Source organism: Sphaerisporangium dianthi, from assembly GCF_042654065.1.
Classification (GTDB): domain Bacteria; phylum Actinomycetota; class Actinomycetes; order Streptosporangiales; family Streptosporangiaceae; genus Sphaerisporangium; species Sphaerisporangium dianthi.
Map to the genome: position 1 here is coordinate 22716 of NZ_JBHSFP010000051.1, position 12151 is coordinate 34866.

Below are 12151 nucleotides of genomic sequence, written 5' to 3' on the forward strand. Positions count from 1 at the left end.
CCCGTATACGAGTGATAGTATTCGGGTATGCCATTGACCGCTGTGGACAATCCGCTGACCTTGCGGCTTCTGGGGCTGCTGGTCGAGCGGCCGATGCACAAGTACGCCCTCGGGGCCGTGCTCAACGAGCGCCATCCGTATCTGAACGCCAAGAGCGGGTCGGTGTACACGCTGGTCGGGTCCCTGGAAGCGGCCGGATGGGTGGCCGCCGTGGGAGTCGAGCAGGTGGGGAACCGGCCCGCGCGAACCGTCTACGCGTTGACCGGCGAGGGTTGGGAGGTCTTCAGGGAGCGGGTGCGGCGGCAGATCCGTGAGGCCGAGGTGACCACCTCGGCGTTCGTGGACGCGCTGGCCTACCTCGGCGCGCTCGGGCGCGAGGAGGCGGTGGGGGTGCTGCGAGGGCGGCTGGCGTCGCTCGGCCGGCGCGTCGCGGAGCTCGCGAAGGCGTGCGAGGCCGGCGTGCCGGAGATCTTCATGATCGAGATGGGCTTCGTCCAGCACCAGCTGCGCGCCGAGACGGAATGGATCGGCGGCCTGATCGGGCGGATCGAGGACGGGACGCTGGCCTGGCCGGCGAAGGAGGAGACATGAAGGCACTGACCTTCGGCGTCTACGCGGCGAGCCAGGTGGCGGCCACGGCCGGGCCGCCCGACGACCGTGAGGCCATCGACAGGCTGGTCGCCGGGCTGCACGAAGGACGGCCTTTCGTGGTCCGGGAGTACCTGCACTTCCTCGGGACACCGCCGGACCCCGAGAAGGCGGGCGTGCTGCGGCCCGAGCGGAAGATGCGGGAGCTGACGATGCCCGACGAGTGGTACACCCGCTCGAAGCGGCGGCTCGACCTCGTCCTGTGCTACCTGCCCGCCGAGCCCGACCTTGACGGCTGGCTGGAGTTCATCGAGCGGGCGATCGGCCGGTACGGGCATATCGCGCGTTTCCTCCAGATCACCCTGGAGCCGAACTTCAAGCTGCCCTGGATCGACGGCAGCTCCCCCGGCGTCCTTTCCGCGCTCACCACCGGAACGCTCCACGCGCGGCGCCTGCTCGACCGGGCCGGGCACCATGCCGTCCGGCTCGGGTTCTCCGTCGCCGAGCCCCCCGAGTTCCTCGGCGGCGACGAGGAGTTCTGGGCGCACCTCGCGGACCTCCCGCCCGAGGAGTTCGCGATCCATGTCGACTACGTGGGCCTCGGCCTCTATCCGGACGCCTTCTCCCCCGTCCCCGCGGCGGCCTTGCAAGGCCTCACCGAGCACGCGATCGGCCACCTGCGCGAGCAGTGCATGCCCCGTGCCCACTTTGGCCCCGGCGTCCCGATCCACATCGCGGAGAACGGGACGCCGACCGGCCCGGACCGGACTCCGGACGACCAGGCGGCCCGCCTCGAAATCATGATCCGCGCCGTGGCGGGCGCCGCCGCCCGCCACAATGTCACCCACTACGAGCTGTTCGGCCTGCGCGACGCCGATTCCGCCCGGCCGGAACCGGCCGCCCGGTTCGGGCTCACCACCAGCGATCACCGCCCCAAGCCGGCCTACGACACCTACCGCAAGCTCGTCGCCGAGCTCGGGGCCGAGGACGCCCGGGGGGTGTGACCGGCGCGGGCGCGGCGCGGGGACGCCCGGTCGCCGGAGGACGTCCCGGGCGCCGGCCCGCCGCCGGGCGTCCGCCGCCGGCGCCCCGCGCCGGGTGGCGCTCGTCCAGACGCTCTCCAGAAAGCGTCTAGGCGCGGCGACCGACACTGGCGGGGCCCAGACAGCGCAGTGCCGTGGTCGCTCACGCCAGTGAGGGGGGCGGCACGCAACGATCGGAAGGCCGATCATGCCGTCCAATCTCATCGGCGTAGCCAGCGACTACGACGTCATCGTCATCGGCGGCGGCCCGGCCGGCGCCACCACGGCGGGGCTGCTCGCCCAGCGCGGCCACCGGGTGCTCGTCATCGACCGCGAGCGGTTCCCCCGCTACCACGTCGGCGAATCCTTGATCCCGGTCGTCATGGGGCCCATGCAGGAGCTGGGGCTGACCGACCGGATGGAGGCCCGGGGCTTCGAGCGCAAGTACGGCGGCACGTTCGTGTGGGGCAACAGCCGGGCGTCCTGGAACTTCTCCTTCATCGACGGCGGCGAGCACCAGTACGCCTACCACACCCGCCGCGCCGACCTGGACGCGATGATCCTCGACCGGGCCAAGGAGCTCGGGGCCTTCGTCATCGAGGAGGCGACGGTCAAGGAGCCCATCGAGGAGGACGGCCGGGTCACCGGCGTCCGCTACACGATCCGCGGCACCGGCGACACCTATGAGGCGACGGCCAGGCTGGTGGTGGACGCGTCGGGACAGGCCCGCGTGCTGACCCGCCGGTACTCCGAGATGACCTGGCACGAGAAGCTCCGCAGCGTGGCCGTGTGGACCTACTTCGACAACTGCGAGCGCCTGGCCGGAGACGAGTACACCAACATCCTGATCGAGGGCATCGACGCCGGCTGGTTCTGGGGCATCCCGATCGACAAGGGGACCTTGAGCGTGGGCTTCGTCACCCCGTCGTCCCTGGTGAACGAGACCAAGCAGCCGCTGGAGGCGCTGTTCGCCGAGCAGATGCGCAACACCACCAGGCTCAAGCACATGCTGCGCGACGCCCGGCAGTCGGCCGGCTTCCGCACCGCGCGGGACTGGTCGTACACCAACCACACCTTCCACGGGAAGGGCTGGGTGTGCGTGGGCGACGCCGCGGCGTTCGTTGACCCCCTGATCTCGACCGGCGTCGCGCTGGCCACGACGGCGGGCAGCATCCTGGCCAAGGTCGTCGACAAGGTGCTGACCTACCCGGCCATCGAGGACCCGGCGTTCGACCGTTACGCGACCGCCTACCGCAACTTCTTCAACGAGATCCGCACCTTCGTCGAGGGCTTCTACGACCGGACGAAGACCAAGGAGCACTACCACGCCATGGCGCAGCAGGTGATCGACCCGGAGGGGAAGAACACGCCCGCCGCCGACTTCGTGACGCTCCTTTCCGGCCTGCGCGGCAAGCACCACGCCCTGCACATCACGCTCGACGACCTGGTCGAGCAGGCGGCCGTCTCCGCTCCGGCCCAGGTCTGACCGGCATGGCCAGTGGCCAGGTGCAACTCCTCCTCGTCGATCTCGCGCTGATCCTCGTGCTGGCCTGGGCGCTCGGCCGGATCGCCGTCCGGCTCCACCAGCCGCCGGTCGTCGGCGAGATCCTCGCCGGGGTCCTGCTCGGGCCGACCCTGTTCCACGGCGCGCTGGACCGGGTGCTGTTCCCCGACGAGATCCGCACCGTGCTCGTCGGCATCGCCGACCTCGGACTGGTCCTGTTCATGGTGGGCGTCGGGATGGAGATCAACCCTTCGGCGCTGCGCGGCCGGGGGACGGGAGTGCTGCGGATGGCCGCGGGCTCGATGCTCGTCCCCTTCTGTCTCGGCCTGGCGGCGGCGCCCTACCTGCTGGAAGGCCGCACGTCCGGCACCTCGGTGGTCTTCGTCGGCCTGGCGCTGTCGGTCACGGCGTTCCCGGTGCTGGCGCGGATCATCACCGACCGCCGGCTGAGCGGCACCACGCTCGGGGTCATCGCGATCGCTACGGCGGCGGCCGTGGACGTGGTGGCGTGGACGGCGCTCGCGGCGGTGCAGGCGTTCTCCTCTTCGGGCGGCGACTCCTGGCGCACCGCGCTGATCGTGCCGTTCGCGGCGTTCATGGTGTTCGCCGTGCGGCCGTCGCTGCGCCGCGTCCTCGCGTCCATGTCCGCCGGCGGCGCGTTCGCCGTGACGCTCTGCGGCGCGCTGCTGTCGAGCGCCGCCACCGAGGCGATGGGCATCCACTTCATCTTCGGGGCGTTCCTGTTCGGCGCCATCCTGCCCCGCCTGGACCCCGGCGCGGCGCACGCGCCCCTGCACGGACGGGTCGAGCAGGTCGCGGGCGTCCTGCTGCCGGTCTACTTCGTGGTCGCGGGGCTCAACGTCAATCTGGGAGAGCTGGCGGGGGACGACTTCGCGCGGCTCGGCCTGGTGCTGCTGGTGGCGATCGCCGGCAAGCTGGGCGGCACCTACCTGGGCGGACGCTCCGCCGGCCTGGCGCCCCGCCCGGCCGCGGGCCTGGCGGTCCTGATGGACACCCGCGGGCTGACCGAGCTGGTCATCCTCGGCGTGGGACTCCAGGCGGGCCTGATCGGCGGCACGCTCTACTCGCTGATGGTCGTGATGGCGGTGGTCACCACCGTGCTGACCGGGCCGTTGCTGTCGCTCGTCTACACCAAGCCGGTGGAGATCTCCGAGGTCTCCCGTGCGCGGGAGCCTGAGCCCGCCGCGTGAACGACAAGAAAGGGAAGGTGAGTGCGGTGTCGATTCCCCGTGCGGCGGACCGTTACGACGTGGCGATCCTGGGCAGTGGCATGGCCGGCGGGATGCTGGGCGCGGTCCTGGCCCGCAACGGCGTGAAGGTCCTCATCCTGGACGCGGGAACCCACCCGAGGTTCGCGGTCGGCGAGTCGACGATCCCCTACACCTCGGGGATGGCCCGCCTGATCGGCGAGCGCTACGGCGTCCCGGAGCTGAAGTACCTGTCGAACTTCAAGGGCACGATCAAGAAGGTCTCCCCGAACTGCGGGCAGAAGCAGAATTTCGGCTTCGTCTACCACCGCGAGGGACAGAGCCAGATCCCCGAGGAGATCAACCAGCTCGTCGTCCCGGTCGTGTTCCGTACCGAGACGCACCTGTTCCGGCAGGACGTCGACGCGTACCTGTTCCACCTCGCGGTCAAGTACGGCGCCGAGCCGCGCCTGGCCACCCGCGTGACCGACATCGTGGTCGACCCGGACGAGGGAGCGGTGCTGCGCACCGACCGGGGCGAGGAGTTCCGCGCCGACTACGTGGTCGACGGGAGCGGGTTCCGATCGCCGCTGGCCGACAAGTTCGAGCTGCGCGAGACGCCCACCCGGGCCAGAACGCATTCGCGCTGCCTGTTCACCCACATGATCGGCGTGCGCCCGTTCGACGACTCCCCCACCGCGCGCCGGCACGTCCACCCCGACCCCTGGCACCACGGGACGCTGCACCACGTGTTCGACGGCGGCTGGCTCTGGGTGATCCCCTTCGACAACTACCCCGGCGCGCCGAACCCGCTCTGCAGCGTCGGCCTGACGCTGGACCCGAGGAAGTTCCCCAAGGGCCAGACGCCTCCGGCCGAGGAGTTCGCCGGCTTCCTCGACCGCTTCCCCGAGATCGCCTGGCAGTTCGAGGGCGCCAAGGCCGTGCGGCCGTGGGTGTCGACCGACCGGCTGCAGTACTCGACCAAGCGCGTGGTGGGCGAGCGTTACTGCCTCACCTCGCACGCGGCGGGGTTCATCGACGCGCTGTACTCGCGCGGCCTGGCCAACACCCTGGCGGTGGTGAACGCCCTCGGCTGGCGCCTCATCGCGGCCGCCAAGGACGGCGACTGGTCCAAGGAGCGGTTCGAGTACGTGGAGGACCTGCAGCAGGGGCTGTTCGACTTCCACGACGACCTGGTCTACAGCTCCTTCGTCGGCTTCGGCGACTACGAGCTGTGGAACGCGGTCAACCGCACCTGGATGCTCGGCACGATGAGCGGCAACATGATGGTCGAGGACGCCTACTACCGGTACGTGGAGAGCGGCGACCCGGCCGTGTTCCTGGAGGGCGAGAAGTACGGGCACCCCGGGTCTCCGCTCCCGATCAGCGAGGGGTTCAACCGGCTCGGCGCCCTGACCCGCGAACTGTGCCAGTCGGTCGAGGCGGGAACGGTGAAGCCCGCGGCCGCGGCCGGGGAGATCCTGGAGTTCGTGCGCGGGGTGGACTTCATCGCGCACGCCGACAAGTTCGGCCTGCCGGAGAACCACTGCTTCGCGATGACGAAGGAGCGCATGGAGGCGGCCGAGGAATGGTCGCGCACCATCGCCCCGGCGGACATCGGCCCCCGGATGATCAATGCCAGCAAGGGGATGGCGCGCGCCAAGGCGGAGGAGGAGGCCGAGCTCGCCTGAGCACCGCCGTCGTCCCGGTCCGTCGCGTCCCGTCCCCATATGGGGCGGGACGCTCGGCGTTCGCGACCCTGACACCAGGAGACCCTCATGTCCCACGCGACCCAACTCACCGACATGCGGCATTTGATGGCCGGGTTCCCCACGGGGGTCTCGGTCGTGACGGCCGTCACCGGCGCCGGCGACCCGCGCGGCATGACCTGCACGTCGCTGTGCAGCGTCGCGCTGGATCCGCCGACCCTGCTCGTGTGCCTGCGCCGGGGCAGCCCCACGCTGGACGCGGTGGTGGACAGCGGCGCGCTGGCGGTGAACCTGCTGCACCGGCAGGGGCGGTCCACGGCCGAGCTGTTCGGCTCAGGGGCCCCCGACCGGTTCGACCAGGTGCCCTGGACCCCCGCGCCCGGCGGCCCGCACCTGGTCGAGGCCGCGCACACCATCGCGGACTGCACGGTGGGCGCCTGCCAGAACGTCGGCGACCACGCGGTCGTCATGGCCGAGGTCACCATGATCACCAAGTTGTGCGCCCCGGCACCGCTGCTGTACGGCATGCGCCGCTACGGGTCGTGGACCGAGCACGAGGGCGACGACTTCCTCTTCTACGACTTCATCTACTGAGGTCTCCGCGTCGTCATCCGCGCGAAAGCCGTGACCTGACCCCGCCGGAGTGGCGCGCCGAGGCGGCGGGGTCCCCTCACCCCGCCGCCTCGGCGACGTGCGCGTTCAGACCGCGGCGCCGGTGGCGATCTCCCAGAACCCGGCGTAGCGGCCGCCGAGCCGCAGCAGCTCGTCGTGGGTGCCCTGCTCGGCGATCGCGCCGTCCTCCAGGAAGGCGATCAGGTCGGCCTGCTCGACGGTGCGCAGCCGGTGGGCCAGCATCACGACGGTGCGGCCGACCATGAGGCGGTCCAGCCCGGCCTGGACGGCGGCCTCGCTGCGCGGGTCGAGCGCCGAGGTGACCTCGTCCAGCAGCAGCACGGGGGCGTCCTTGAGGAAGGCCCGGGCGATGGAGACGCGCTGGCGTTCCCCGCCGGAAAGCGCGGCGCCGCCCTCGCCGACCTGGGTGTCCCAGCCGTCGGGGAGCCGGCCGATCACCTCGTCCAGGCCCGCGGCGGCGGCGGCGGCGAGCACCTGCTCGCGGGCCGCGCCGGGGCGCCCGATGCGGACGTTGCTCTCGATGGTGCCCTCGAAGAGGTAGACGTCCTGGAAGACGATGGACAGCCGGGACATGAGTTCTTCGAGGTCGATGTCGCGGACGTCGACGTCGCCGAGGCGGACGGCGCCGCCGTCGACGTCGTGGAAGCGGGCGATGGTCTGCAGCAGGGTGGTCTTGCCCGCGCCCGAGGAGCCGACGACGGCGAGCCTCCGCCCGGCGGGGATCGTCAGGGAGAGCCGGTCGAACACGGTACGGCCGCCGCGCCGGACGGTGACCTCCTCCAGCCGTATGCCGTCGTGCGCGGGGACCCGCGGCCGCTCGGTCTCGGCCAAGGGCTGTTCCGCGAGCACGCCGGCGATGCGTTCGAGCTCGCCCCGCGACACCCGCAGGACTCCGCCGAGATCGGCGAGGGACAGCAGCGGGTCGACGCAGCGGGCCACGAGCACCAGGATCGCCGGCAGGACGACAGGGTCGAGGTCACCGGACAGCGCGAGGTAGGCGCCGAGGGCGAGGATCGCGGTGAACACGGCCTGGACGGAGAAGGTGAGGCCGATCATGCCGGGGACGCCGCTCAGCGCCGCCCTGCGCCCGCTGCTCCACTGCCGGTGCAAGGCGTCGTCGAGGAGCTGGAACCGCTCTCCGGTGCGGCCGCCGGCGCGCAGCACCGGCTGGGCGCGCACGTACTCCACGACGCGGCCGGCCGCCTCGTCGCTGGCGCGCGCCCGTTCGGCGTCCTGCCGGGCGGTGGCCCGTGACGTCCAGCGCTGGACGCCGGCGACGAGCGGCGCGGCGACGAGCGCGGCCAGGGCGAGCCGCCAGTCGGACAGGAACAGCACGGCCACCAGGGCCAGCGGGACGAGGGTGGCGTCGATGAGCGGGCGCAGCCGGTGCGCGGGCACCGCCATGACCTCCATGACGCTGCGGCTGACCAGCCCCGACACCTCGCCCACCCGGCCGGGGGTGAACCAGCCGAGCGGGAGGGTGGCCAGATGGTCGCCGAGCCCGCGGTGCAGCACCCGGGACATCTCGGCGCTGGCGCGAAAGCCCGAGGCGTCGCTCACGTAGCCGAGGACGGAGGTGACGAGCACGGCGCCGGCGAAGCCGCCGAGCCAGGGCCAGGCGTCCGAGGGGGCGCCGCCCAGCAGAGCCCGCAGCAGCGGGACCAGCAGGGCGTAGGACAGGCCCTCGGCGACGGCGCGGAGCGACATCAGGCCGATCGTGCGGCGCAGCGGCCCGGAGCGGCGCTCGCCGAGGACGCGGAGCAGCAGGCGGATCACCAGTGGGGTCCCTTCTCCGTGCGGGTGTGCCCGACGCGCCACATCTCGGCGAACCTGCCGTCGCGTTCGAGGAGCTCGCGGTAGTCGCCGATCTCCACGACGCGCCCTTCGTCGAGGACGGCGATGCGGTCGGCCCGCGTGACGGTCTCGAGCCGGTGGGCGATGACGAGCTGGGTGCGCCCGCGCCGCAGGGCGTTCAGCGCGGCGCGGATCTCGGCCTCGGTCTTGACGTCGGCGAAGGCCATGGCCTCGTCCAGGACGAGGACGGGGGCGTCCACGAGCAGGGCGCGGGCGATGGACAGCCGCTGGGCCTCGCCGCCCGACAGCCGGATGTCGTCGCCGACGACCGAGTCGTAGCCCTTGGGCAGCGTGATGATGCGGTCGTGGATGCCCGCGGCCTGGGCGACGCGCACGATGTCCTCGGGGAGGGCCTCGGGGACGGCCAGCGCGATGTTGTCGGCGACGCTCGCGCGCAGCAGGCGCACGTCCTGGAAGACGAAGGAGACGGCGCGGTACAGGCGCTGGGCGGGGATGTCGCGCACGTCGGCGCCGCCGATCAGCACCGCGCCGGCGTCCGGGTCGTGGAAGCGGGGCAGCAGCTGGGCCAGGGTGGACTTCCCCGAGCCCGAGGGGCCGACCAGAGCCGTCGTGGTCCCGGGTTCGAGCACCAGGCCGACGCCGCGCAGGACCGGCCGGCCCGGCTCGTAGGAGAAGAAGACGTCGCGGAACTCGACCCGGTCGCCGCGGGGTTCGGCGGGCCGCGAGGGCTCGGGCAGGGGCGGCACCGCGAGCATGGCGTGGATGCGTTCGGCGGAGCGCTCGGCCGCGTGGATGTTGTCCATGCCGTGCGCGAGCGCGGCGACGGGCGTGGTCAGCGCGACCGACAGCAGCAGGAACGGGAGCAGGTCGGCCGGCGGCAGGGACCCGGCGCCGATGAGGGCGGCGCCGCCGGTCAGGACGACGAGCAGGACGAACGGCGGGGACAGGACGAGCGCGGCGAGCGAGGCCAGGCCGCCCGAGCCCGCCACGTAGCCGAGGAAGAAGTCGGCGAAGTCCTCCGACGCCCGGCGATAGCGCCGGTGGGCGCTGCGGCCGCCGCCGAAGGTCTTGACGACCGCGATGCCCTCCACGAACTCGACGGCGGCCGCGCCGACCCGGCCCATCGCCTGGCCCATCTCGCGGCCCTGCTCCTGCCGTGCGGGGGTCATGAGCATGCGGCGCAGCAGGAGGCCGAGCACGACGGGGATCAGCGCGACGAGGGTGAGCCGCCAGTCGACCCAGACCAGGTAGGCGAGGGAGGCCACCGGGACGACGATCGCGGCCGTGGCCTCGACGGGGGTGTGGGCGATCAGGTAGTGCAGCTGGTCGACGTCGTTCTGCACCACGCCCTTGATCTCGCCGGAGCTGTGGCGCGAGAACCACCCGAGGGGGACCCTGCCGAGATCGCGGGCCAGCCGCCTGCGCAGGGACAGCGCCAGGCGCCCGTCGACGAGATGGGCGACGCCGCCCGCGGCCGTGGCGAGCGCGACGCGCACGGCCAGGCCCGCGACGCCGATCCACACGGCCGTCCAGGCCGCGCCGTGGTCGGCGGGCCCGGGGCCGAGGAGGATGCGGCCGAGCTCGACCACGGCGATGAGCGGGGCGAGCCCGGCGAGCGAGCCGACGATCTGGAAGGCGAGCACGGCGGTGAGTCCCGCGCGGTGCGGTCGCAGCAGCCGCAGGAGCATGCGCCTCGGAGTGGGAGCGGCGCCCTCGGCGGGCGGCGCGCCGTCGCCGGGTGCCGTCTCGCGGCTACGAGGGCTTTTCGTCGTGGCCATGGGCCTCCCGCCTCCAGGCGCTCGTGCAGGGACAACATCAATTTTTACATGTACAGTAACTTCGCGCAACCATCCGCGGGCACCTCCCCGCCCTTGTCGAGATCCGGTCCAGAGAACGTCCAGACGGGCCGTGCGACGATCGTCCACACCCTTCCCGGGTGGTCACCGACGATCCTGGTAAGGAGCGGTGGACATGCATGTCCTCCTTCTGAGCGGACTCGGCCCCGCGAACATCAACTCCCCGTACCTGCAGGGCTCGCTCTTCGCGGCCGAGCGCGGCGAACGCGCGAGCGAGGTGCTCCGGCGGGCCGGGCACGCGGACCTCGACTTCCGCAGGCTCTGCTTCACCCAGTCCGGCAGGCGGTACGCGCTGCTGCGGCCGAACCGGCACACCACCCCGCACCTGACCAGCGTGACGCTCCTGTCGATCCTGGAGAGCAGCGGCCACGACTTCGAGCGGATCGACCTGGCCGACGTATGGGCGGGGCGCGCCAAGCCGCCCTCCTGCGACGTGGACCTCGTCCTGCTGTCCACCACCTACATATGGAACGGCCCGCTGCTCGGCTCGGCCGTCCGGTGGATCGAGGAGAACCTGCCGGGCACGCCCATCCTCGCGGGCGGGCAGTTCACCAACCTCAAGTTCAACACCGCCCTGCGCGACCACCCGTCGATCGTCGCGGTCGTCCGCGGCGACGGCGAGGTCGCCCTGCCCGCCGCCCTCGACGCGCTGGCGGGCCGGCGCGAGATGGCCTCGGTGCCCAACCTGGTGTGGCGCGAGGGGAAGGCGATCCGCCTGAACCCCGTCGAGTACGTCGACATGGAGGGGTTCCCCTCGCCGAAGATGCTCGGCGGATCGCCGATCGTGCCTTACGAGTCCATGCGCGGCTGCCCGTTCGACTGCAAGTTCTGCTCCTTCCCCGCCGCCTCGCCCAAGTGGCGCTTCAAGTCGGCCGAGAAGATCCGCGACGACTGGATCGCCTACGGCGAGCGCAACGGCTGCGACCTCATCTCGGCGATGGACTCGACCTTCACCATCCCGCCAACGCGGCTGCGGCGCCTGCTGGAGATCCTGCCGGGCTCGGGGATCCCGCAGTGGGAGGGGTTCAGCCGGGCCAACACCATCAGCTCCGAGGATCTGGTCGCCGGCCTGAAGGACTCGTCGTGCCTGCAGGTGCACATCGGCTTCGAGTCGATGAACGACGGCACGCTGAAGTACATGAGCAAGCGGGTCTCGGCCAAGCAGAACCGCAGGGCCGTCGAGCTGATGAGCGCGGGCGGCCTGTCCTACACCGGCATGTGGATCGTCGGCTACCCCGGTGAGACGCCGGAGATGTTCCAGGACACCCAGGACTATCTCGTGCGCGAGTACAGCGGGCGCTTCTCGCTGGCGCGGTTCGCCATCACCGACGAGACGATGCCGCTGTGGAAGGACAAGGAGGAGCTGAAGATCGAGGCCGACGATCCCAACAACCCCGCCTCCCCCTGGTCCCACATAGGCATGGACGACAAGCGCGCCTCCCAGCTGCACAAGGAGACCCTGGACAAGGTGCGGGCCGGCAACGACAAGGCCGTGCTCAACCTCTGGCAGCACGACTACGAGAGCTGGCTGATGCCGCGGCACGGCCACGCGGCGAACATCACGGTGGAGAAGAGCGTCGAGCGCATGGCCATGGCGCCCGTGGACCACGCCGACCTGGGCAGGGCGGCGGCGACCGTGCGCGAGAACCTGCTCGTGCTGCGCGACCTCGGCGTGGAGCTCGCGCCGGCCGGCGCGGAACTGGACCACGGGCCGCTCTGAGCTCCGCGGCCCCGCGCGGACGGGTGCGCGGCGGCGCACCCGTCCGCGCGGGAAGTCGGAGGCCAAGCGGTCTTAGGAAGACAACGAATGCAACCA

Annotated in this window: 9 protein-coding genes; 7 read left to right on the top strand and 2 right to left on the bottom strand. The window is 71.8% G+C overall.

The window, feature by feature from the left end; all coding sequences use genetic code 11:
* The first annotated feature begins 27 nt into the window (after nucleotides 1-27).
* From ACFO60_RS38165 to ACFO60_RS38190, 6 genes are all read left to right on the top strand, one after another.
* On the top strand, nucleotides 28-591 hold the full coding sequence (locus tag ACFO60_RS38165; protein WP_380851439.1) for a PadR family transcriptional regulator: 564 nt from the start codon (nucleotides 28-30) through the stop codon (nucleotides 589-591).
* Entirely contained in the window at nucleotides 588-1592 is a 1005-nt protein-coding gene (locus tag ACFO60_RS38170; RefSeq protein WP_380851442.1) for a glycoside hydrolase family protein, read from the top strand. The genes ACFO60_RS38165 and ACFO60_RS38170 overlap by 4 nt, the downstream gene beginning before the upstream one ends.
* Before the next feature lie 226 nt (nucleotides 1593-1818).
* Nucleotides 1819-3096 (top strand): NAD(P)/FAD-dependent oxidoreductase, encoded by a 1278-nt coding sequence (locus ACFO60_RS38175; protein WP_380851444.1) that lies wholly within the window; start codon nucleotides 1819-1821, stop codon nucleotides 3094-3096.
* 5 nt (nucleotides 3097-3101) lie between these two features.
* Entirely contained in the window at nucleotides 3102-4325 is a 1224-nt protein-coding gene (locus ACFO60_RS38180) for a cation:proton antiporter domain-containing protein (protein WP_380851447.1), read from the top strand.
* A gap of 26 nt (nucleotides 4326-4351) precedes the next feature.
* On the top strand, nucleotides 4352-6013 hold the full coding sequence (locus tag ACFO60_RS38185; RefSeq protein WP_380851450.1) for an NAD(P)/FAD-dependent oxidoreductase: 1662 nt from the start codon (nucleotides 4352-4354) through the stop codon (nucleotides 6011-6013).
* 87 nt (nucleotides 6014-6100) lie between these two features.
* Nucleotides 6101-6625 carry a flavin reductase family protein gene (locus ACFO60_RS38190; protein WP_380851453.1) on the top strand — a complete coding sequence of 175 codons (525 nt, stop codon included), beginning with the start codon at nucleotides 6101-6103 and terminating at the stop codon, nucleotides 6623-6625.
* A 105-nt stretch (nucleotides 6626-6730) separates the two neighbouring features.
* On the opposite strand, the gene ACFO60_RS38195 is transcribed toward ACFO60_RS38190, so the two are convergent.
* Nucleotides 6731-8440: an ABC transporter ATP-binding protein gene (locus ACFO60_RS38195; RefSeq protein ID WP_380851456.1), complete on the bottom strand. Its 1710-nt coding sequence runs from the start codon at nucleotides 8438-8440 to the stop codon at nucleotides 6731-6733.
* Nucleotides 8437-10257, bottom strand: coding sequence for an ABC transporter ATP-binding protein (locus ACFO60_RS38200; RefSeq protein WP_380851459.1), 1821 nt, complete (start codon nucleotides 10255-10257; stop codon nucleotides 8437-8439). The genes ACFO60_RS38195 and ACFO60_RS38200 overlap by 4 nt, the downstream gene beginning before the upstream one ends.
* 193 nt (nucleotides 10258-10450) lie before the next feature.
* Between ACFO60_RS38200 and ACFO60_RS38205 the strand changes: the two genes are divergently transcribed.
* Nucleotides 10451-12055, top strand: coding sequence for a B12-binding domain-containing radical SAM protein (locus ACFO60_RS38205; protein ID WP_380851462.1), 1605 nt, complete (start codon nucleotides 10451-10453; stop codon nucleotides 12053-12055).
* Nucleotides 12056-12151 lie beyond the last annotated feature (96 nt).

Excerpts from the sequence above, each read along its gene's own strand:
- ACFO60_RS38165 (WP_380851439.1), top strand. The coding sequence starts at position 28 with ATGCCATTGACCGCTGTGGACAATCCGCTGACCTTGCGGCTTCTGGGG.
- ACFO60_RS38170 (WP_380851442.1), top strand. The coding sequence starts at position 588 with ATGAAGGCACTGACCTTCGGCGTCTACGCGGCGAGCCAGGTGGCGGCC.
- ACFO60_RS38175 (WP_380851444.1), top strand. The coding sequence starts at position 1,819 with ATGCCGTCCAATCTCATCGGCGTAGCCAGCGACTACGACGTCATCGTC.
- ACFO60_RS38180 (WP_380851447.1), top strand. The coding sequence starts at position 3,102 with ATGGCCAGTGGCCAGGTGCAACTCCTCCTCGTCGATCTCGCGCTGATC.
- ACFO60_RS38190 (WP_380851453.1), top strand. The coding sequence starts at position 6,101 with ATGTCCCACGCGACCCAACTCACCGACATGCGGCATTTGATGGCCGGG.
- ACFO60_RS38200 (WP_380851459.1), bottom strand. The coding sequence starts at position 10,257 with ATGGCCACGACGAAAAGCCCTCGTAGCCGCGAGACGGCACCCGGCGAC.
- ACFO60_RS38205 (WP_380851462.1), top strand. The coding sequence starts at position 10,451 with ATGCATGTCCTCCTTCTGAGCGGACTCGGCCCCGCGAACATCAACTCC.